The sequence below is a fragment of the Mycobacterium sp. 20KCMC460 genome (assembly GCF_022179425.1).
GTDB lineage: Bacteria > Actinomycetota > Actinomycetes > Mycobacteriales > Mycobacteriaceae > Mycobacterium > Mycobacterium kiyosense.
Map to the genome: position 1 here is coordinate 4,237,665 of NZ_AP025524.1, position 23,351 is coordinate 4,261,015.

A 23,351-nucleotide genomic window follows, 5' to 3' on the forward strand; every position below is an offset into this window, starting at 1 on the left:
TCAGTCAACCGGCGCCGGTTCGGGCTCCGGTTCGGCCGCACCGACGGGTTCGGCCTGGCCGGCGGCTTCCGGTGCCCCGTCCTGCTGAACAGGAACGGCCTCGCCGTCGGCCTCCGGCAACTGCTCGGCCAGATACTCCGCCAGCGACCTGATCGTCGGGTAGTCGAAGACCGCGGTGGCGCTGATCGTGAACGCGCCACCGAACTGGGCGTGCAGCCGGTTGCGCAGCTCCACCGCCATCAGCGAGTCGGTGCCCAGGTCCAGGAACCGGCTGGTGGCTGCGGGCGGCTGAGCCAGTCGCAGGAACTGTTGCACCTCCTGCTGCAGATACTCGGTGATGAAGTCGGCGCGCTGGGCCTCGGGCACCTCGTAGAGCTGCCGCAGCAGCTCGCTGTCGCCCGTCGTCACGGTGGCGTCGCTGGGCAGCAGGTGGTCCAGAATCGGTGGGCGTGAACCCCCGAGCATCTTCGCCGCCCGCTGCCAGTTGGCCTTGATGACGGTGACCTGCCCGGTCCCGTGCGCGACGATTTCGCCGAGCGCGCTGAGCGCTGCCGAGGGTTCCAGCGGAAGCAGGCCCTGCGCACCGAGATTGGCGCGCGCGGCCTGCGAGGCCGCCATCCCGCCCTTGCCCCAGGGACCCCAGTTGACCGCGGCCACCGGCAGCCCGCGCGCCTTGCGGTAGGCGGCGAGCCCGTCGAGCACGGCGTTGGCGGCCGCGTAGTTGGCCTGGCCAGGTGAACCCAGCACGCTGGACGCCGAGGAATACAGCAGGAAGAAGTCCAGCTCGTCGGCCGCGGTCAACCGGTGTAAATGCCACGCCGCCAAAGCTTTCGGCTGCAACGTCGTCTGGAAGTGTGCCCAGTCCTGCGTAGTCAGCAGCGCGTCGTCGAGCACGCCCGCCAAATGCGCCACCCCCGCCAGCGGAGGCAATTCCGCCCGGATCCGCTCCAGCAGTTCCGCGGCCGCCGACTCCTCGCCGACATCGGCGGCGAAGATGTGGACCCGGCACCGGTAGCGCTCACTGATGTCGGCGATGGCCCGCTGCGCGTCGGCATCGGGTGCGCGCCGACTGGTCAGCACGATGTCACCGGCCCCGAGTTGGGCGAAGTGGGCGGCCGTGTGCAGACCGAGGGCACCCAGACCACCGGTGATCAGGTAGGTCCGATCACCGTGCAGCTGCAGCGGTTTGGGCATCTGCAACACGATCTTGCCGATGTGCCGTGCCTGCTGCATGCGGCGGAACGCGGTCTTGGCCTCGGTCAGCGGGTAGATCTCCACCGGCAGCGGTGACCACTCGCCGCGGGCCAGCCCGTCGGACACCTCGACCAGCAGCCGCTGGATGTGCGCGGGGTCGGACATGATGGTGCCGTCCAGCGCGACGATCTCGTAGCCGATGTCGGGACGTTCGGCCGCCATCTGCTCCGGCGACCAGATGTCGCGCTTGGCGATCTCGGCGAACCGGCCGTTGCGGGCGGTGGCCCGCACGGTCGCCGCGACGAAGCCCTCATTCGTCAAGCTGTTGAGCACCACGTCGACACCGGCGCCGTCGGTATCGGCCAGGATCTGATCGGCGAAATCCGTACTGCGCGAATCGTAGACGTACTTCACACCCAACTTGCGCAGCATCGCGCGCTTGTAGGTGCTGGCGGTGGCGAAGACCGTGGCGCCGTGCTGCTGTGCCAACTGGACCGCGGCCAGTCCCACGCCACCGCTGGCCGCGTGCACCAGCACCCGGTCACCGGGACGCAGCTGGGCCCAGTCGAACGCCAGCCGCGCGGTCAGGGCGGCGGCCGGGATACTGGCCGCGTCGACCGCGCTCAGCCCGTCGGGCACCGGCGCCAGCAACTGCGCCGGCACGTTCACCCGGCTGGCGAACGCGCCCTGCATGAAGCCCATGACGCGCTGCCCGACCTCGAATCCTGTTACCCCGCTGCCCAACTCGGTGACGATGCCGGAGAAGTCGCCGCCGATCAGCCCCGGGTCGCCTGGATAGAGGCCGAGCACGTTGAGCACATCGCGGAAGTTCAGGCCGGCGGCCTCCACCCGGATCTGCACCTGACCCCCGCTGGGCGGCGAGACCTCAGACTCGACCAGGCGCAAGTTGTCGATCGCGCCGCGTTCGGTCGGCGCCAGCACGTAGTCGGTCGCGCGCGGCACCGCGAGTTGGCCGCTGCGGGCCCACGGCATCAGTCGCGACACCAGGTATTTGCCCTGCCGCAGCGCAAGTTCGGGCTCCTCGACCGGTGCGCCGAGCAGCCCCGCCAGCGCGCGCACGGCCTCGTCGGATCCGTCGTGGTCGACGAGCCGGCAGCGCAGGATCGGTTGTTCGGCGATGATGGTGCGGCCCAGCCCCCACAGCGCCGACTGCACCGGATCGACGGGTTCGCCGGGTTCGGCGGCCACGGCCCGTTCGGTGACGATCCACAGTCCGTTGACCAGCTTGACCGTGTCGTCGGCGAGTAAGGGTTGCACGACGTCGAGCACGTTGCCGATCTGGGTCTGCAGCCGGGCGGCGAACTCGGCGCTGGACTCCTCGGTGGCCGGACTTCCGCTGGCGCGCAGCACGATACCGGTGATCGGCATGCCACGCTCCTGCGCCTGGGCGATCAGCTCACTCCACTGCTGGGCGTCGGCATCCCGGTCGACGCGCAGACAGCCCGGCAGCTCGGCCGCCAGCTCGTCGAACCCGGCGACAACCCAAGTGCCGCTTGTGCTCTGGGCACCGTCGGCGGCCGGCGGGGGGATCTCGTGCCAGCCGAGGGTGTAGAGCAGCCGGGTCGCGTCGCCACCCAGCCCGCGCAACAGCGCCTCGCGCGGCGCGCGCTTGACCGTGAAGTCGCGGATGCCGCCCAACAGTCGACCGTCCCGGTCGACGAAATCGAGGTCGAACACCTGCGTTTCGCTGTCGAGTGCGCCCGGGGCCTGAGCGTCGCCGTGCCACTTCGCGCGGCAGAAGAACCGCCGTGGCATCCGCTCGCGCAGCATCACCCGGCCGTACCGCAACGGCAGGAACAGGTCGGCCACTCCGTGTTCGGCGGCCAGCAGCGCCGGGAACGCAGGGAAGGCGACCCCGGTGCACAGGTCCAGCAACACCGGGTGGATCGGCTCGATGCCGAGTTGCTCGGAGAGCTCGTCGCCCACCACGACGTCGCCGATCGCTTCGCCCTCACCGACCCACAGTGATTTCAACGACGTCGACCAGGTGGGCCCCCAGGCCAGTTCCATGTCGGCGAAGGTCTCGAACAGCTGTTGCGGTCGAGTGCGGTTCAACCGCTCGGTTGCCGCGTCGACGGAATCCTCGGGATCCAGCGCCGTCTCGTCGTCCAGGCCGGTGACCACGGTGCCGTCGGCGTTGAGCGACCAGTCGGCATCGCGCACCCCGTAGGGGCGACTGTGCACCCGGAAGGTGAACCCGCTGCCATCCTCGGTCGGACTCAGCGTCAGCTGTACCTCTCGAGAACTCTTCTCCGGCAGGATGATCGGTTCATAGAAGAAAACGTCTTGCACCCGAGCCGGCGGTCCGACGGCGGCAAGCGCCATGGCCGCGTACGTCGCGCCCGGCACGACCACGGTGCCGTAGATGACGTGATCGGACAGCCAGGGCTGGGACTTGACCGACAGCTTGCTGGTGTAGACGGCATCTCCGGAAGCGAGATCCTTTGCGCTACCGAGGATTCCGGAAACCGCCCCACCGTCGCCGCCGCCGATGATGCCCGATGCCTTGGGCCAGAAGTGACGGCGCTGGAACGGATAGGTCGGCAGTTCGAGCCGGTTGCGGGCACCGTGATGCAGCTTGCCGAAATCGGGACGATGCCCCGAAACATATGCGGCGGCAACTGCTTCGGCGATCTGGCGGCGCGCGTCGGCGCCTTTGCGCAGGGAGACGATCGCACGCGGAGCCGGCGAGTGCTCGGGCCAGACCTGCACCGCAGCCGCGGTCAGGATGGGTTGCGGACCGAGTTCCATCAGCACCGTGCAGCCCAGCTGCGCGACGGTGCGCACACTTTCGGCGAACTGCACCGGCTGCCGGGAATGGCGCCGCCAGTATTGGGCGTTGAGCGGCGTCTCCGCGGTGAGCACCGCGCCGGTGCGGTTGCAGACCAGCGGCCGGGTGGGGATCCCGAACTGGAACCCTGCGGCGTACGACTCGAATTCGTCCAGCGCCGGTTCCAGCAGCTCGGAGTGGAAAGCGTGACTGGTTTCCAGCCAGTTGCAGCGGATCCCTTCGTCGCTGAAGGCGGCGACGACCTGCTCGAGATCCTCGCCCGGACCCGAGAGCACCGTGTTGGGCCCGTTGTAGGCGGCGACCGAGACCCGCGGGTACTTGTCGGCGACGGACTCCACGTGCCCGGGGTCGGCGAAGACGGCGACCATCCGGCCGCCCGCGGGCAGCTCGCCGAACAGCCGGCCGCGTTCGGCGATCAGCCGGGCACCGTCCTCGAGGCTGAACACCTCGGCCACGCACGCGGCCGCGTACTGGCCCACGCTGTGCCCGAGCACCACGTCGGGCTCGATCCCCCAGGACTGCCACAACCGCGCCAGGCCCATCTCCACGGCGAACAGCGCCGGCTGCGCAAAAGAGGTGTGCCGCAAGGTTTCTGCGCTGTCCCGATCGGTGGCGAACACGGTCTCCAGCAACGGACGCGGCAGCAGCCCGTCGACCGCCGCCGCGCAGCGCCGCAGCACGTCGGCGAAGACCGGTTCGGCGTCGAACAATTCGCGCGCCATCCCCGGGTACTGGCTGCCCTGGCCGGTGAACAACCATGCCGTGGTCGGCGGATCGCCGCACTCACCGCGCAGCACGCCCGGCCGCAGCCGGTTCTCGGTCAGCTCGACCAGCAGGTCGCGGGCGTTCTGCACCGTTGCGGCACCCGGTTCGAAGACCAGGGCGGCCCGGTGCTCGAACTGCGAGCGGCCGACCCCGGCGGTGAAGCAGACGTCGGCGACGTCGACGTCGGGGTGGGCGTCCAGCCATTCCAGGTACCGGTGCGCCAGCGCTGTGAGCGCCTGCGGCGAACGCGCCGACAGCGGCAGAATGTTGACCGTCTCGACGACGTCCTGGGGCGCTGCGAGATCGGCTGACTCGCCGGCCGAGATGTCCGACTCGACCTCCTCGGTGACCGGCGCCGGCGCCTCCTCGATCAGCACGTGCGCATTCGTCCCGGTGAACCCGAAGGAACTCACTCCGGCGCGGCGCGGCCTGCCGTTGGTGTGCCACGGGGTGGGCGTGTCCACCACCCGCACCGGCAACGAGTTCCACGGAATGTGCGGCGACGGCTTCTCGAAATGCAGTATCTGCGGCAGCATTTCGTGCTGCAACGACAGCACGACCTTGATCAGCCCGGCGATCCCCGCGGCGGATTCCAGGTGGCCGATGTTGGTCTTGACCGATCCCAGCAGCAGCGGGCGATCCGGGTCGCGGCCGTCACCGTAGACCGCGGCGGCGGCCTGCACTTCGATCGGGTCGCCCAGCGCGGTGCCGGTGCCGTGCGCCTCGAGGTAGTCGACGTCGCCGCCGACGAATCCGGCACGTGCCAGCGCCGCGGCGATCAGGCGTTGCTGCGCGCCACCGTTGGGCACCGTCAGACCGCTGGAGGCACCGTCCTGGTTGACCGCGCTGCCCCGGATGACGGCACAGACCCGGTCGCCGTCACGCTGGGCATCGCTGAGCCTCTTGAGCACCAGGATGCCGCAGCCTTCGCTGCGCACGTAGCCGTCGGCTGCGGCGTCGAAGGTCTTGCAGCGCCCGTCCGGCGAGAGCATGCGCGCCCGGGAAGCCGCCACGATGGAGGCCGGACTCAGCAGGACGTTGACCCCACCGGCGAGCGCCAGATCGCAGTCGTTGGAGTGCAGCGCCTGACAGGCCTGGTGCACGGCCACCAACGACGAACTGCAGGCGGTGTCCACCGCGACCGCCGGCCCCTCCAGACCGAGCGCGAAAGCGACCCGACCGGCGATGGCGTTGAGCGCATTGCCGGTGATGAAGTGGGCTTCGATGCTCTCGACGGAGTCCCGGGACAGCAGGTGTGAGTACTCGTTGGCGGCTACGCCCACGAAGATGCCGCTGCGGCTGCCGCGCAGTGCCGCCGGCGAATATCCGGCGCGTTCCAGGCCCTCCCAGACGATCTCCAGCATCAACCGCTGCTGGGGATCTATCCATACGGCTTCGCGCGGTGAGATGCCGAAGAACTCGGGGTCGAATCCGTCGATGCCTTCCAGGTATCCGCCGTTGCGGCTGTAGATCTTGCCCGGTGCCTCCGGATCCGGGTCGTAGAACTCGTCGATGTCGAAGCGGTCGTCGGGGATCTCGCGGATCGCGTCGACGGCGCCGGACAGCAGATCCCAATAAGCGTCGGGGTCCGGTGATCCCGGGAATCGGCAGGCCACCGCGACGATCGCGATCGGCTCGTCGGTGGCGCCGGGCCGCACCGAGGCCGGCCGGGCCGGGGCCGCGGTGGCCGACGCCTGAACGCCCAGCTTCAACACGTCACCGAGCAGGTAGTCGGCCACGTCGACGAGGCGCGGATGATCCATCGCCAGGGTGGCGGGCAGTTCGCGGCCGACGGCCTGCTCGACGCGGCGCCGTAGCTCGACGGCCATCAGCGAGTCCATGCCGAGGTCGAAGAACCCGGCCTCTTCCCGGATCTCCGCCCCGTCGGTGCGGGTCACCTCTGCGACGACGTCGCGCAGGAACTCCACCAGGATCTTCTTGCGCTGCTGCACCGGGGCGGCGGTCAGCTGCTCCACCAATCGGGTAGTCCCCGACGACCCGAACGTCGCCGGCGCCACCGCCGACTCGGGCACCTCGCGCTCCAGGTCGGCGAGGAACGAACGTTTGCCGCCCAGCTGGTACAGCGGCAGGAAGCGGGCCCAATCGATGCGGGCCACCACGCCGTTGGCGCCGTTGGCGCCGTTGCCGCCGGATGCCGCCATGACCTCGGCCATCCCGGCCAATGCGTCCGCGGGCGAGAGGGCCTTGACCCCGCGCTGCTCCAGCCGGGTCCGGGCGTCCTCGTCCGCCATCCCGGTCGTGCCGGCCAGCCAAGGACCGAAGTTCACACTGATCGCGGGCACGCCCTGCTCGCGCAGCCGGTACACCAGCCCGTCGAGGAAGGCGTTGGCCGCGCTGTAGGCGGTCTGCCCGAAACTTCCCCAGACCGCGGCGATCGAGGAGGTGCACAGGAAGAAGTCCAGCTGCAAATCAGCGGTGGCTTCGCTCAAATGCCATGCGCCCCAGACCTTTCCAGCGAACACCCGTTCCACTTCGGCGTCGTCGAGGGTTTGCAGCGGGGTGGTGCCCATCTCGCCTGCGGCATGCACGATGCCGGCCAGCGGCGGCAACTCGGCCGCCACCGTGGCCAGCAGCCGGGCCACGTCGTGCGGATTGGCGACATCGGCTGCGACGACCCGGGTTTGGCAGCCGTGCTGCTGCAGAATCGCGTCGATGCGCGCGCGGGCCGCTTCGCTCGGTGCGCGCCGGCTGGTCAGCACCAGCTGTCGCGCACCTTGGGCAGCCAGGTAGCCGGCGATCTCCAGTCCGACCGCGCCCAGCCCGCCGGTCACCAGATACGTTGCCTCCGAACGCAATTGAAGCGGAATCGCGGTGGGCAGACCGGGCCGGCGCTGCAATCGGGGAACGTAGACGGCCTGCCCCCGCAGCGCGATCTGGTCTTCGCGGGCGCCCGAGTCACGCGGCGCTGCAACGAGTTGGCCGATCAGCCGGGACCATTCGTCGGCACCGCAGTCGGACAGGTCCACCAGTCCGCCCCACACTTGCGGATGCTCCAGTGCGGCGGCGCGACCGAAACCCCACAGGCAGCTCTGCACCGGCGAGACCGCGTCGGTGTCGGTGACCCGTTGTGCGCCACGGGTTATCAGCCAGATGGGGGCACGCAACTCGGCGGCGGCGGCCGCGCGGAACAGGTGCTTGGCGCCGCTCATGACCCGGTGCTGCATGTGCAGCAGCGAGCGCATCGACGGTGCGGTGGACGGCGGCGATGCGGCGCCACCGCCACGTTCGAGAGCCGCGAGGCACAGGATGCGCAGCGACGGCTCCTCGGCGACCGCGGCGCGCAGGGCCACCTCGAGCCGCTCGCAGTCCGCGTCGGACGTGGGCAGACCGAGGACCCGGTAGCGGTGGCCGCGCGCGGTCAGCGCGTCGGTCAGCGGCTGGGACAGATCGGCGTCGTCACCGATCAGCAGCCACGCCGAGCCCTCGCCGGAGTCGGCGCCGGAAACCGCGGACTTCTCCCATCGAATCTCGTACCGGGCATCGGCGATGGACTGCACCGAGCGTTGCCGGTTATGTTGCGCGGCAAGCTTTTTCAAGACATCGGCGGTCTGCTGGTTGGCGGTGTCTCCGTCGAGCAGCGCGACGAGTTCGTCGATCCGGCCGTCTTCGAGCAACCGGACGGCCTCGGTGCGCGCGGCGAGGTCGGCCTGATCACCGTGGTGGCCGGCCGGAGCCCGGTTGTCCCGGAACCAGTAGGAGCGGTGCTGGAACGGATAGGTGGGCAGGTCGAGTTTGTCGGCGGGCCGGTGCTGCAGCGCACCGAAGTCGGGCAGATGCCCGACGGTGTACGCGGTGGCGAGGGCTTCGGTGATCTGGCGGTGATCGGCACCGTTGCGGCGCAACGACGCGATCGCGCGCGGCGCGGTCGCCGGGTCCGGCCAGGCCCGCAGGGCTGCCGCGGTCAACACCGGTTGCGGCCCGACCTCCAGCAGTGCCGCGCAGCCGAGACCGGCAAGCGTGGCAACGCTCTTGGCGAACTCGATCGGCTGGCGGGCATGGCGCCGCCAGTAGCGGGCGTCCAGCTTCACCGTTCTGCCCAGGGCGGCACCGGTGCGGTTGCACACCAAAATCCGTTGCGGCGACCGATATTCGAACCGGCCCGCGTACGACTCGAATTCGTCGAGGGCCGGATCCAGCAGCGCCGAATGGAACGCGTGGCTGGTGTCCAGCCACTCACACCGGACCGCGTCGGCGGTCAACGCGGCCACCGCCCGGTCCAGATCCTCCGCCGGCCCCGACAGCACGGTGTTGGCCCCGTTGTAGGCAGCCACCGACAGCCGCGGGAACTCGTCGGTGAAGCTCTCCACCCGCTCGGCGGCGGCGAAGACGGCGACCATCCGGCCACCGGCCGGCAGGTTGCCGAACAGGCGGCCACGTTCGGCGAGCAGCAACGCGCCGTCCTCGAGGCCGAAGACTCCGGCGACGCAGGCCGCCGAGTACTGGCCGACGCTGTGCCCGAGCACCACGTCGGGTTGCAGTCCCCACGACTGCCAGAGCCGCGCCAGGCCCATCTCGACGGCGAACAGGGCGGGCTGGGCGAAACTGGTCTGCCGCAGCGTCTCGTCGCCGTCGGCGTCGAAGATGACGTCGAGCATCGGCTTGCCGAGCACGTCGTCGACCACCGCCGCGCAACGGGTCATCGTCTCGGCGAACACCGGTTCGGTGTCGAACAACTCGCGGGCCATCCCGGCGAACTGGCTGCCCTGGCCGGGGAACAGCCACGCCGTTTTCGGGACGTCGGCGGACTCGCCGCGCACCAGCCCGGGCGCCGGGCGGTCGTCGGCGAGCGCGGCGAGCAGCTCACTGGCGGACTCGGTGGAATTGACCACCAGCGCCGCACGGTGCTCGAAGTGGGTTCGACCGACGCCGGCGGTGAAACACAGGTCCGCCAAATCGGTTTCGGGATGCGCGCCCAACCACTCGCGGTACCGCTGCGCGAGCTGCACCAACGCCGCCGGCGTGCGCGCTGACAGCGGCAGCAAGCTGTACCGCCGGTCCTCGCGCACCTCGGCCCGAGCAGTGCCGGCCCGGGCCGGTGCCACGGGGGCTTCCTCGATGATCACGTGGGCGTTGGTCCCGGAGAACCCGAACGAGCTGACCCCGGCGATGCGGGGTCTGCCGTTGCGCTCCCACGCGGTGGGTTCCTGCACCACCTTCACCGCGAAGCGGTCCCAGGGAATGTGCGGTGAGGGGGTCCGGAAATTCAGGTGCTGGGGCAGCGCCTCGTGTTCCAGGGCGAGGATGACCTTCATCACGCCCGCGATTCCCGCGGCGGCCTCCAAGTGTCCGATGTTCGTCTTCACCGAACCGATCAGCAGCGGCCGGCCCGGGTCGCGGCCCTGGCCGAGAACGGCCCCGGCGGCCTGCACTTCGATCGGGTCTCCCAGCGAGGTCCCGGTGCCGTGCGCCTCGAGGTAGCCGACATCGCCGGCCGCGACGCCGGCCCGCTGCAGCGCCTCGGTGATCACCCGCTGCTGGGCCACCCCGTTGGGCACCGTCAAACCGCCGGACGCGCCGTCCTGGTTGATCGCGCTGCCACGGATCACCGCCCGAATCCGGTCGCCGTCGCGGATGGCGTCGTCGAGTCGCTTGATGACGATGACGCCGCAGCCCTCGCCGCGCACGTAGCCGTCCGCGGCGGCGTCGAACGTCTTGCACCGGCCGTCCGGCGCGAGCATGTGCGCGTGCGAGAACGTGATCATGGTCGCGGGACTGAGCAGCGCGTTCGCGCCGCCGGCCAGCGCCAGGTCGCACTCGCCGAACCGCAACGCCTGGCATGCCTGGTGGATGGCCACCAGTGAGGAACTGCACGCGGTGTCGACGGTGACCGCCGGGCCCTGCAATCCGAGCCGGTAACTGATCCGGCCGGCCGCCGCGGCGGCCGCCGTCCCGATCGCCATGTACGCCTCGATCTCGGCGTAGTCCAGCTCGTCCGAGGCCATGCCCAGGTAGTCGTGTGTCGACAGGCCGACGAACACACCGGTATTGGAGTTCGCCAGGGTCATCGGCGCGATGCCGGAATGCTCCACCGCCTGCCAGGCCGTCTCCAACAGGAGGCGGTGCTGGGGATCCATCAACCTGACCTCGCGGGCAGACATCCCGAAGAACGGCGCGTCGAACCCCGTCACGTCGTCGACGAAGCCGGCCCGGCGGGCGACCATCTTGCCGGGCGCGTCCGGGTCCGGGTCGAAGAACTCCTCGACGTCCCACCGGTCGCGGGGAATGTCCGACACCGCGTCGCGGCCCTGCCGCAGCATGTCCCAGAACTCGTTCGCGTCGGCAGCGCCCGGGAATCGTGCGGCGTAACCGACGATCGCGAATCCCGATGTCGGAGCCGTCAGATCCTCGACGTCTGCCATGCATTGCCCTCCCTGGTCGGCCGGCCCGGTTGCGCCGCAGTGTGAATCTCCCCCGGCACAGTATGGCAAGCGACACCGACGGCGACAGGGACGCCAAGGATTGTCACAGGATGCCGGTACCGTTCCGGGCGACCGGGACCGGCGGCTGCCTCGCCCACGACAACGGCCACAGCCGGAGCGGTTATCTTGATCTGGGTCGCAGCGCGGCCGCACCGCGGCAGCGCGAACCCCGGGAGGAAATATTGCGCATCGGGAAGATCACGATCGGCACAATCGACCAATGGACCCTTCGGCCGGGCACGGTTATCTCCTGGCATCCGACCGATGCGTCCCGGGAGAAGGCGCGGCAGGCTCCCGTCAGCTCCGTGCCGGTCAGCTACATGCAGGCACAACATCTTCGGAATTATCACGAACGAACGGCTTCAGGTCTCGATTTTTCGCGTCTTATTCTCGCGGGCTGCGAAGTGGCCGGTCACTGCGATATCGACGTGATGGATCGCGCACTCAACGCATACCTGCGCCGCCACGACACTTACCGCAGCTGGTTTGCCCACCACGACGGCGAGTTCGTTCGGCACACCTTGCTCGATCCCGCCGATATCGAATTCATGCCGATAAACCACGGCGAGATGAGCGCCGAGGAAATTCGCGACCACGTAATCGGGACACCCAATCCGCTGGAATGGGGTTGCTTCAGCTTCGGCATCATTCAAAGCCAGGACCACTTCACGTTCTACGCCAGCATCGACCACGTTCACGGCGACGCGACGTTGATCGGCATCACGATGCTGGAATCCCACGCCATGTATCAGTCGCTGACGGCCGGGCACGGCCCGCTCGCCCTGCCCGACACCGGCAGCTATGACGAGTACTGCGTCCAGCAACGCGAGCTCACCTCGCAGTTGACCGTCGACTCGCCGCAGGTGCGGGCCTGGATCGAATTCGCCGAGAACAACGGGGGCAGCTTCCCGGAGTTCCCGCTGCCGCTCGGCAACCCGCTCAAGCCGTCCGGCAGCGACATGCTGACCGAGGTCCTGATGAATCCGGACCAGACGGCCCGGTTCGAAGCGGCCTGCGAGGGTGCCGGCGCCCGCTTCATCGGCGGCCTGTTCGCCTGTATGGCGCTGGTGGAACACGAATTCACCGGTGCCCTGACGTACTACGGCTTGACGCCCCGCGACACCCGCCGCACCTCGGAGAATTTCATGACCCAGGGCTGGTTCACCGGCCTGGTTCCGATCACCGTTCCTATCGTCGCAGCGTCATTCGGTGACGCCGCGTGGGCAGCGCAGAATTCTTTCGACACGGGACTCGAGCTGGCCAAAGTGCCGTACTACCGCGTCCTGGAATTGGCGCCGTGGCTGAACTGGCCCCGACCGAACTTTCCGGTGTCGAATTTCTTGCACGGCGACGCCGCCCCACTCAACGCGGTCCTCGGGGCCGCCGAGATGGGTTATGCGGACAACATCGGCATCTATTCCGACGGCCGGTTCTCATATCAGTTGACTATCTATATCTTCCGGTACGGCGAAGGCACCTCGATGGCGGTGATGTACCCCGACAACCCGGTTGCGCAGAAATCTGTCACTCGTTACGTGGAGGCGATGAAGTCCGTGTGCACCCGCGTCGCGGAGAGCGGCGACTGGGGGCGCGTTGCGTAGTGTGGGGTAGTTCGATGGCTGCTGTACCGACATGCTCGACTTCCGATCAGGCCTCGGCTTTGGCACGGACCGGATCTCCGCGCCACGCAGCACACGGTGTCGCCGGGGGGCGCACGCTGGGACCGGAGGTGGGGACGCTGTGCGACGCCTAGCCGATTTCGTGGTGCGGTGGCCGTGGGTGGTGATCGGGTTCTGGGTCGCGATCGCGGTCGCCCTGCCGCTGACGATGCCGTCGCTGAACGAGATGTCGCAGCAGCACCCGCTTTCCATCCTGCCCAGCGACGCACCGTCGGCCGTCACCGCCCGCAAGATGACCGAGGCGTTTCACGAGTCGAGTTCGGAAAATCTGCTGCTGGTGGTCCTGACCAACGACAAGGGGCTGGGACCGGCCGACGAGGGCGTCTACCGCAAGCTGGCGACTGCGCTGCACGACGACACCCGCGACGTGGTGATGGTGCAGGACTTCATCGCCACGCCGCCCCTTCGACCGGTGTTGACCAGCAAGGACAACAGGTCCTGGGTGCTGCCGGTCGGATTGACCGGTGAGCTGGGGACCCCTCGGTCCTACGCCGCGTTCGGCCGGGTCTCCGAAATTGTCAAACACCACGTCGCCGGAACACCGTTGACCGCCAACCTGACCGGCCCCGCGGCCACCGTCGCCGATCTCACCGCCGCCGGGGAGCACGACCGGATGCCGATCGAGATCGCAATCGCAGTCCTGGTGCTTGCCGTGCTGCTGATGGTCTACCGCAATCCGATCACCATGTTGTTGCCGCTGACCGCGATCGGGATGTCGCTGCTGGTCGCGCAGGCGTTGGTGGCCGGCTTCTCAAAATTGACCGGCTTCGGGGTCTCGAATCAGTCGATTGTGTTCCTCAGCGCCATGATCGCCGGCGCCGGGACGGACTATGCCGTGTTCCTGATCAGCAGATATCACGACTATCTGCGCGACGGAACCGATTTCGACGACGCGGTGCGGCGCGCTTTGATCTCGATCGGAAAAGTGATCGCCGCTTCCGCCGCCACGGTGGGCGTCACTTTCCTGGGCATCAGTTTCGCCCGGATGGGTGTGTTCTCGACGGTCGGCGCGTCGTCGGCGATCGGAATCGGTGTCGCGTTCCTGGCCGCGGTGACGCTGCTGCCGGCCATCCTGGTGATCGCCGGGCCCCGCGGGTGGGTTAAGCCACGGCGCGAACTCACCGCCCGGTTCTGGCGGCGGTCGGGAATCCGGATCGTGCGCCGCCCGAAATCTCATCTGGTGGCCAGCGTGCTGGTGTTGGCCGCGCTGGCCAGCTGCGCGGGACTGGTGCGGTACAACTACGACGACCGCAAGGTGGTGCCGCCGTCGGCGCCGAGCTCGATCGGTTACGCCGCCCTCGAGCGGCATTTCCCGGTCAACCAGTCCGTTCCCGAGTACATCCTTATCCAGTCTCCGCACGACCTGCGCACACCGAAGGCGCTGGCCGCCCTGGAACAGATGGCAGAACGGGTCAGCCAGTTGCCGGATATCGCCAGGGTCAGTGGCATCACCCGGCCCACCGGCGTGGTCCCGCAGGAGTTCCGTGCCACCTATCAGGCGGGTGCTGTCGGCGCCCGCCTCGGCGGGGCGTCCGACGTTATCAACGATCACAACGACGACCTCAGCAAATTGGTCGGCGGCGCCAATACGCTTGCCACCAACCTGAGCGACGTGCGCGGGCAGGTCAACCAGATCGTCGCCAGCATGCAGGGCCTGACCGACGCGTTCGCCTCGATGCGGACCCAATACGGCGGCGACAAGCTGGTCCGGGAGGTGGTGACCGCGGCCAAGCTGGTGAACAGCATCAACGCCCTGGGCAATTCCATGGGCGTGAACTTCGCAGCGGTCAAGGACATGTTCGGCTGGATCGGGCCGGTGCTGGCGGCGTTGCAGGCCAACCCGATCTGTGACGCCGACCTGTCGTGCAGCGACACCCGCGCCCAGTTTCAGCGGCTGGTCGCCGCCCGCGGTGACGGCAGCCTCGACCAGATCAACGAGTTGGCCGGGCAGTTGGAGACATTTCAGGACCGGCAGACCCTGAACGCGTCGGTGGATCGGCTGCGGGCGGTGCTCACCGGGTTCACCAGAGCAATGCACTCGCTGGGGCTCGACGGCCCCGGCGGCCTGCAGTCCGGCCTGAACAAACTGCAGAGCGGAGCCGACCGCTTCGCCGGCGGCAGCCGCCAAGTGGCCGACGGCGTGGAACAACTGGTCGAACAGGTCAGAGCGCTGGGCGCGGGACTCGGCGACGCGTCGGCGTTCCTGCTGGAGATGAAGAACGAAGCGGCCGACCCCTCGATGGCGGGCTTCAACATCCCCGCCCAACTGCTGCATCTGGAGGAGTTCAAGAAGGCCGCCAAGATGTTCATCTCGCCGGACGGACGCTCGGTGCGTTACCTCGTGCAGACCAAGTTGAATCCATTCAGCGCCGAGGCGATGGATCAGGTCAACGCGATCACCGATGCCGCCCGAAGCGCACAACCGAACACCTCGTTGGCGGACGCCACCATTTCGATGGCCGGATATCCGGTCACCCTGCGCGACACGCGCAACTACTACCAGCGCGACATCCGCTACATCATCTTCGTGACCGTCGTCGTCGTGTTGCTGACCTTGATGGCACTGCTGCGTGCAGTGGTCGCGCCGCTGTATCTGGTCGGATCGGTCGTCGTCTCCTATCTGTCCGCGGTCGGCATCGGGGTGCTGGTGTTCCAATTCCTGCTCGGGCAGCATTTGCATTGGAGCGTGCCACCGTTGGCGTTCGTGGTGCTGGTCGCCGTGGGCGCCGACTACAACATGCTGTTCGTCTCCCGCATGCGTGACGAGTCGCCGCACGGCATGCGTTACGGCGTCATCCGCACCCTGACCTCCACCGGCGGGGTGATCACCGCAGCGGGATTGATCTTTGCCGCGTCGATGTTCGGGCTGCTGTTCTCCAGCATCGGCACCGTCATCCAGGCCGGGTTGGTGATCGGCGTCGGCATCCTGCTGGACACCTTCCTGGTGCGCACCATCACGGTGCCCGCGATCGCTACGCTGGTCGGCAAGGCGAGTTGGTGGCCGTCCCGCCCGAGACCGCAAGCACTACCGGCCCAACCGGCCGACTAGGACCGGCACATGCAACACCACCCAACCGAGCCGAACGAGCGGGGAAGAGCCATGAAGAAAGTACTCGCCGGAGTCACGGCAGCGGTAACTCTCGGCGCCACCGGGTATTTCGGTGCCGGGCTGGCGAAAGCCGACGACCCGCCGCCGGTCGACCCGACCGCACCCGGCGCCAACGCCTACGCGTTGGGTGGCGCACACGTGCTGGGCATCCCCTACGACGAGTACATCCGCAGGGAAGGCGACGAGTGGTTCCCGGGGCTGCGGCGCCAGATCGTCGACTACCCGGCCGGCCAGGTTCAGGGCCACGTGCTGGGACGGCTCTTCCCGGGCGTCCGGCAACTGGACGAAGCATTCCCCGGCATCGGCGCCGACGGTCCCAGCATCGGCGAGTCGGTCGAGGTCGGGCAGGAGAACTTGTACTCGGCGATCCGTGCGGGCGGCCCGGGGACCGCGATCGGTTTGTCCGAGGGCGCTCTGGTGCTCGAGGCGCTGCAGGCCCGGCTGGCCACCGACCCAACCGCTCCCCCGCCGGATCAGTTGACGTTCGCCACCTTTGGCGATCCGGTTGCACGGCACGCTTTCGGTCAGAGTTTCCTCACCGCGGTGTTCCCGGTCGGCGCCACCGTCCCCGCCCTTGACTACGTCGTCCCGCCTCCGGTGGAAAGTCAGTACAACACAAAGCAATTCATCTCCGCGTACGACTCGATCGCCGACTTTCCCGACCGGCCGGACAACTGGATGTCGCTGGCCAACACCCTGGCCGGACTGCTGACCGGCCACACGGCGGTGGCCTTCACCAACCCGAGCATGGTGCCGCCGCAGAACATCCGGACGACCGTCAACTCGCGCGGAGCGACGACCACGACGTACCTGATCCCCGAACGGCACCTGCCGCTGGTACTGCCGTTCCAATACGCCGGGGTACCCGAAGATCAGCTGAACCAGCTCGATGCGGAACTGACGCCGATGGTCAACGCGGGCTACTCGCGCAATGACGATCCGGCGACCGCACCGATCCAGGTGGATCCGGTACACGGCTATGACCCGGCGGCGGTGACCGCACCGGCGACGCAGGCCACCTTCGGCGGCGGCGCGGACCCGCTCTCGCAGATTCTGTCCGGGGCGATGTACGCGCTGAATAACCAGGGCCACCACTGACCCCAGCCCGCTCGACAGCGGCGCAAAGGAGCACCGATGAACACGACGAGCACTGAGCGTCCCCTGCGCGTAATCCAGTGGACCACCGGCAACATCGGGCGGCGCTCGTTGCACGCCATCATCGGCAGGCCCGACCTGGAGCTGGTCGGGGTGTACGCGCACGGCGCCGACAAGGTCGGCGTCGACGCCGCCGAGCTGTCGGGCTGGCCCGAGCCGACCGGCGTGCAGGCCACCAACGACATCGACGCACTGTTGGCTCTGGGAGCCGACGCGTGTTGCTATAACCCGTTGTGGCCCAACATCGATGAGCTGGTGCGGCTGCTGGAGTCGGGGGTCAACGTGTGCACCAGCGCGGCCTGGATCACCGGCGGCAAGCAGACCCCACCGGATCGCGAGCGGATTCTGCACGCCTGCGAACGCGGCAACTCGACGATCTTCGGCAGCGGTGCGCATCCCGGTATGACGAACATGGTCGGCATGGTGCTGTCCGCCTCCTGCGAGCGGGTCGACGAGATCCGCATCACTGAGTCGGTGGACTGCTCGACCTACGAATCGGCCGGAACGCAGACGGCGATGGGGTTCTCCCAGGACCCCGAGACGCCCGGGTTGGCCGAGAGCGTGCGGCGGGAAAGCGAGGTGTTCGCCGAGTCGGCCGCGATGATGGCCGACGCGATCGGCGCCCGTCTGGACCGGATGACCTTCGACGTCACCTTCACCGCGGCGACCGGCGACACCGATCTGGGCTTCATGAAAATTCCCGCCGGGACGGTCGGCGGTGTCTACGGCTACCACCGCGGCTGGGAAGGTGACCGCAACGTCGTCAGCGTCGGATTCAACTGGACCATGGGCGACCACGTGGACCCACCCAAGCCGCTGGAGCACGGCCACGTCATCCAGGTGTTCGGCCTGCCCAACATGCGTACGGTGCTGCACTGCCTGCCGCCCAAGGATTGGAAAGAGCCCGGGTTCATGGGCCTGGGGATGATCTACACGGCGATGCCGGTCACCAACGCGGTGCCCGCGGTGGTCGCCGCCAAACCCGGCATCGTGACCCTGGCCGACCTGCCGCCGGTCACCGGACGCGTGGCTCGCTAGCCGCGGCTGTGCCGTCCGGCACACTCTGGCCACCCCGAGGAACGCTGGCGTCCACTAAGAGTTAGCATACTTAGCCGAGCAAAGGTTCTCCCTTCGACGGCTGTCTGGACGGGGAAGCCGGCGCTGCGGCGGGGCGTTGCAACGCAGGTTGGTGCGCGAAAGGCGGTGGCAGGCGGTGGCGGTGCAGACTGGTTCACTCGCGGGGCGCGGAGGCCGCCTCCTGAAAAAGGCGTGGATACCTCTGGTCCTGATTGTCGTGCTCGCCGTGTCCGCCCTCGTCGTGTCGAGGCTGCACAAGATCTTCGGCTCCCAGGACCTCAACGCCAGTGCCGGCCAAGGCATTGAGATCGTGCAGTTCAACCCCAAAGTGGTGGTCTATGAGATCTCCGGCTCACCCGGGGCCACTGCCAACATCAACTACTGGGACGCCGAGGCCAACACTCACCAGGTCGATGCGGCGCCGCTGCCGTGGTCGTTCACGATCTCAACGACGCTTCCCGCGGTGAGCGCCAACATCATGGCCCAAACCGACGGCAGCCAGATCCACTGCCGCATCACGGTCGACGGTGTCGTGCGGGAAGAGAAGACATCCGAAGGAGTGAATCCGCAGACATTCTGTCTGGTGAAGTCGGCATGAGCGACCACCACGACGCGGCGACCGGCCCGATCCGGGTCCACGAGCCGCCCCGCCCCGCCGACCATCCACCGGGCACCGAGCGCCCGCACCGGCCCGCCATCCCACACGCCATCCGGATCTTCGCGATACCGATCATCCTGGCCTGGGTGTTCATCGCGGCGCTGGTGAACGTCGTCGTCCCGTCGCTGGAGGTGGTGGGCGAAGCACACTCGGCGCCGATGGCCCCGCTGGATGCGCCGTCGATGAAGGCGATGATGCTGCTGGGCCATAACTTCAAGGAGTTCGACTCCAACGCCACGGTCATGATCGTGCTGGAGAGCGATCAGCCATTGGGCGAGCCGGCGCACCACTACTACGACAACCTGATCCGCCAGCTGCGTCAGCAACCGGACCACATCCAGCACATTCAGGACTTCTGGGGCGACCGGCTGACGGCCGCCGGGGCCCAGAGCGCCGACGGCAAGGCTGCGTACGTCATGTTGAACCTGGCCGGAAACCAGGGCACCACCACGGCCAACAACTCGGTCGAGGCGGTCCGCAAGACGATCGACAAGAACCCACCGCCGGCCGGGCTGAAGGTTTACGTCACCGGACCTGCCGCACTCAGTGACGACATGCATGTCATCGGCAATGCCAGCCTGGCCAAGATCACCCTGTTCACCCTCGGTGCGATCGCCATCATGCTGCTGCTGGTCTATCGATCGATCGTGACCACGCTGGTGCAGTTGTTCATGACGTTCATCGCGTTGTTGTCGGCGCGTGGTGTCGTCGCGATTCTGGCCTACAACAACGCCTTCGGGCTCACCACGTTCGCCGCGAACATCTTGACCATGCTGGCCATCGCGGCCGGTACCGACTACGGCATCTTCCTGGTCGGCCGATATCAAGAGGCGTTGCGAGCGGGCGAAGACCGGGAAACGGCCTACTACACCACTTTTCGCGGCGTCACCCCGGTGATTTTGGGATCCGGCTTGACGATCGCGGGCGCGACCTACTGCTTGAGCTTTGCCCGGCTGCCCTGGTTCAGCACCATGGGCCCGCCGGTGGCGATCGGCATGGTGGTCGTGGTGCTGGCCGGGGTCACCCTGGGCCCCGCGGTCGTATTCGCGGGCAGCAAGTTGCACCTGTTCGAATCCAAGCGGGCGGCCAAGCAGGGCCGGCTGTGGCGCCGGGTCGGCACCGCCGTAGTGCGTTGGCCCGCACCAATTCTCGCGGTGAGTACGGCAGTGGTGCTGATCGGCATGGTCGCCCTACCGAGCTTCAAGACCAGTTACAACGACCGCTACTACCTGCCCACCTCGGCGCAGTCCAACCTCGGGCAGGCGGCCGCAGATCGGCACTTCTCCCAGGCCCGGATGAACCCGGACATGCTGATGATCGAGGCCGACCACGACATGCGAAACCCGGCCGACATGCTGGTGCTCGACCGGGTGGCCAAGAACGTGATGCGCACCGTCGGCATCGCCATGGTGCAGGACATCACCCGGCCGCTGGGCATCCCAATTCAGCACAGTTCCATACCTTTTCAGAACAGCATGCAGAGTCAGACCACCATGCAGAACATGGCTTTCCTGCAGGACCGGATGGCCGACATCACCAAGATGGCCGACGAGATGCAGTTCATGATCGAGAACATGGAGCGCATGTACACGGTGACCCAGCATCTTTCCCACGCCGCCGACGACAGCGCCAAGACCACCGCGGAGACCGCCGAGATCACCAATCGGCTGCGCGACCACATCGCCGACTTCGACGATTTCTGGCGGCCGATCCGTTCCTACTTCTACTGGGAGAAGCACTGCTTCGACATCCCGATCTGCTGGTCGCTGCGTTCGCTGTTCGAGTCACTGGACGGCTTCGACCAGTTGGCCGGCCAATTCGACGAACTCACCAAGGACATCCAGGCCACCGCGGCGGCCACCCACGAGATGCTGGTTCTGATTCCGCCGATGATCACCACGATGAAGACCACCAAGGCGTTGACGCTGACGATGCAGTCGACCTTCAAGGCGATGCTCGACCAGATGAAAGCGCTCAGCGACACCGCGATCGTGATGGGGCAGAGCTTCGACGCCTCCAAGAACGACGACATGTTCTACCTGCCGCCCGAGGCCTTCGACAACCCGGACTTCCAGACCGGCCTGAAGATGTTCCTCTCCCCGGACGGGAAGTCGGCCCGCTTCTTCATCACCCATCAGGGCGATCCGATGACGCCGGAAGGGATTTCGCGTGTCGATTCGGAGCGCACCGCCGCGCAGGAGGGCCTCAAGCAGTCGTCACTGGCCGACGCGAAGGTGTATCTCGGCGGCACCGCGGCGACGTTCAAGGACATGCACGACGGCGCCAAGTTCGACCTGATGATCGCGGTGGTGTCCGCGCTGACGCTGATCTTCATGATCATGCTGTTGCTGACCCGCAGCGTGGTGGCCGCCCTGGTGATCGTGGGCACCGCGGCCAGTTCGATCGCGGCGTCGTTCGGGTTGTCGGTGCTGATCTGGCAGGACCTGTTCGGCATCAAGGTGCACTGGATCGTGTTGGCGCTGTCGGTGATCATCCTGTTGGCCGTGGGGTCCGACTACAACCTGCTGCTGGTGTCCCGCTTCAAGGAAGAGATCCACGCCGGGCTCAAGACCGGCATCATCCGGTCGATGGCCGGCACGGGTGGCGTGGTGACCGCCGCGGGCCTGGTGTTCGCGTTCACCATGGCATCCATGCTGGGCAGTGATCTGCGGGTGCTGGGCCAGTTCGGGTCGACGGTGTGTATCGGTCTGCTGCTCGACACGCTGATCGTGCGCACGTTGCTGATGCCGTCCGTGGCGACGCTGCTCGGCCGCTGGTTCTGGTGGCCGAAAGTGGTGCATCCGCGCGGCGACAACGCCCGACGGACCTTCGCGCGGACGTAGCCGGGCGGGGTAACTCCGGAAAAAGCAAGTAATCGAATACGCTGTGCCCCCCCGAAACAGGGTGGGACACTCGCCGCATGGCGATCGATTGCGATGTCTGCATTGTCGGAGCCGGCATTGCCGGGCTCAACGCACTGTTCAGCGCAAGCCGGTACTTATCGCCGGACCAAAAGGTCGTCCTGGTCGACCGCCGGGCACGCGTGGGCGGCATGTGGGTCGACACCTACCCGTACGTACGGCTGCACCAACCACACCCGATGTTCACCGCCGGAAACATCAAGTGGACCCTCGGCAAGGACCCCTCGTATCTCGCGACCAAGGGTGAGGTGCTCGACCACCTCCGATACTGCCTCGACGTCATCAAACAGCGAGTGCAGGTAGCGGAATACTTCGGCTGGGATTTCGAGTCCGGCGCAGAGACCGACGGACTCGTCCGGGTCACCTGCCGAAACGCGAACGGTGACGTTGCGGTCATCAACGCGAAGCGACTGATCAAGGCATACGGTTTGGCAGCCACACCGAACGCCCCGTTGGCGATTTCCAGTTCCCGGTTGAATTCGGTGTCCCCGGACTACTGCGATATCCGATCGGGCGCCCTGCGCGACAGCGACGCCCCGGTGTGGATCATCGGCGGCGGCAAGACGGCGATGGACACCGCGTACACACTGATTACCGAATACCCCGGTCGGGAGGTGAATCTCGTCGCCGGCCGAGGAACATTCTTCGGGACGCGTGAGCAAATCTTTCCGGTCGGTGCACGGCGGTGGTGGGATGGCGTGTTGCTGGCCAAGGTGGCCTCGGAGATGGGCCGCCGATTCGACGGCACCAACGAAACCGAGGTCCAATCGTGGTACCGCGGCGCCTACACGAATTCCGTTACTCCCGACGCGAACAATTACGTGCTGGGCGTGCTGTCGCAGGCGGAGAACAAGACGATCGCCGCGGGCTTGAACGAGGTGGTGATGGACTACTTTGCCGACGCCGTCGACCGCAACGGTACGACGGAGCTGGTATTCCGCAGTGGTGCGACGACGACAATTGAGCCGGGTAGCTGGGTCATCAACTGCACCGGATACGTTGGCCTCAACGATTACCCCTACGAGCCTTACGTTTCCGGCAGCGGAGCGGTGGTTTCGATGAATTTGCGTTCAGCGGTACTGCACCTTCCGGCATTCATGGGTTACTTCCTGACCCACCTGATGTTCTCGGACAAGATCCGCGACCTGCCACTGTACGAATTGGACTGGAAGGGTCTGCGGGATAAGTCGCCAATCGCTTTCCCGTACACCGTCTTTGCGCTTGTGCAGCACAACCTCAGCCTCATCTACGAATCGCTGCCGAGCCGGGTTTTCAATGACAACGGGCTCGACTTCGACAGGTGGTACCCGCTGCCACGCCGCTTACCGGCCATGGCCCGCTTCATGTTCACGCACCGCCGGGAGCGCGAACGCCAACGCCGCGTATTGGACACCGTGCGGGAACGCTTCGACGTTCGCTGTGGGCCGCTGAGGGCTTGCGGACCATCCGACCTCCAGCCGCAGGGCGCGTCATAACGTGGATCGCCACACTCCGACATGACGCGCGTCCGCCGCCTTTGGCTACCATCCTGCGTCCGCCTC

At 67.4% G+C, this 23,351-nt stretch carries 8 protein-coding genes; 7 read left to right on the plus strand and 1 reads right to left on the minus strand.

The genetic code is table 11. The features are described 5' to 3' along the window. A complete protein-coding gene (locus tag MKCMC460_RS19620; RefSeq protein ID WP_238304719.1) occupies nt 1–11,151 on the minus strand; it encodes a type I polyketide synthase in 11,151 nt (3,716 codons plus the stop codon). A 242-nt stretch (nt 11,152–11,393) separates the two neighbouring features. On the opposite strand from MKCMC460_RS19620, the gene MKCMC460_RS19625 reads away from it, so the two are divergent. The 7 genes from MKCMC460_RS19625 to MKCMC460_RS19655 all read left to right on the plus strand — a co-directional run bounded on the left by MKCMC460_RS19625 (nt 11,394) and on the right by MKCMC460_RS19655 (nt 23,285). Continuing rightward, entirely contained in the window at nt 11,394–12,812 is a 1,419-nt protein-coding gene (locus MKCMC460_RS19625) for a condensation domain-containing protein (protein WP_236983975.1), read from the plus strand. Between the two features lie 139 nt (nt 12,813–12,951). After that, nucleotides 12,952–15,939: an RND family transporter gene (locus MKCMC460_RS19630; RefSeq protein ID WP_255731156.1), complete on the plus strand. Its 2,988-nt coding sequence runs from the start codon at nt 12,952–12,954 to the stop codon at nt 15,937–15,939. A 51-nt stretch (nt 15,940–15,990) separates the two neighbouring features. Then, entirely contained in the window at nt 15,991–17,097 is a 1,107-nt protein-coding gene (gene pe / locus MKCMC460_RS19635) for an acyltransferase PE (protein WP_236982110.1), read from the plus strand. A gap of 36 nt (nt 17,098–17,133) precedes the next feature. After that, nucleotides 17,134–18,192: a dihydrodipicolinate reductase gene (locus MKCMC460_RS19640; RefSeq protein WP_236982108.1), complete on the plus strand. Its 1,059-nt coding sequence runs from the start codon at nt 17,134–17,136 to the stop codon at nt 18,190–18,192. A gap of 175 nt (nt 18,193–18,367) precedes the next feature. Beyond that, nucleotides 18,368–18,829, plus strand: coding sequence for an MmpS family transport accessory protein (locus tag MKCMC460_RS19645; RefSeq protein WP_236982106.1), 462 nt, complete (start codon nt 18,368–18,370; stop codon nt 18,827–18,829). After that, entirely contained in the window at nt 18,826–21,732 is a 2,907-nt protein-coding gene (locus tag MKCMC460_RS19650; RefSeq protein WP_236982104.1) for an RND family transporter, read from the plus strand. The genes MKCMC460_RS19645 and MKCMC460_RS19650 overlap by 4 nt, the downstream gene beginning before the upstream one ends. 77 nt (nt 21,733–21,809) lie before the next feature. Continuing rightward, entirely contained in the window at nt 21,810–23,285 is a 1,476-nt protein-coding gene (locus tag MKCMC460_RS19655; protein WP_236982102.1) for an FAD-dependent oxidoreductase, read from the plus strand. Nucleotides 23,286–23,351 lie beyond the last annotated feature (66 nt).

Coding starts and splice junctions, on each gene's coding strand:
- MKCMC460_RS19620 (WP_238304719.1), bottom strand. CDS start 11,151: ATGGCAGACGTCGAGGATCTGACGGCTCCGACATCGGGATTCGCGATC.
- MKCMC460_RS19655 (WP_236982102.1), top strand. CDS start 21,810: ATGGCGATCGATTGCGATGTCTGCATTGTCGGAGCCGGCATTGCCGGG.
- pe (WP_236982110.1), top strand. CDS start 15,991: ATGAAGAAAGTACTCGCCGGAGTCACGGCAGCGGTAACTCTCGGCGCC.
- MKCMC460_RS19650 (WP_236982104.1), top strand. CDS start 18,826: ATGAGCGACCACCACGACGCGGCGACCGGCCCGATCCGGGTCCACGAG.
- MKCMC460_RS19640 (WP_236982108.1), top strand. CDS start 17,134: ATGAACACGACGAGCACTGAGCGTCCCCTGCGCGTAATCCAGTGGACC.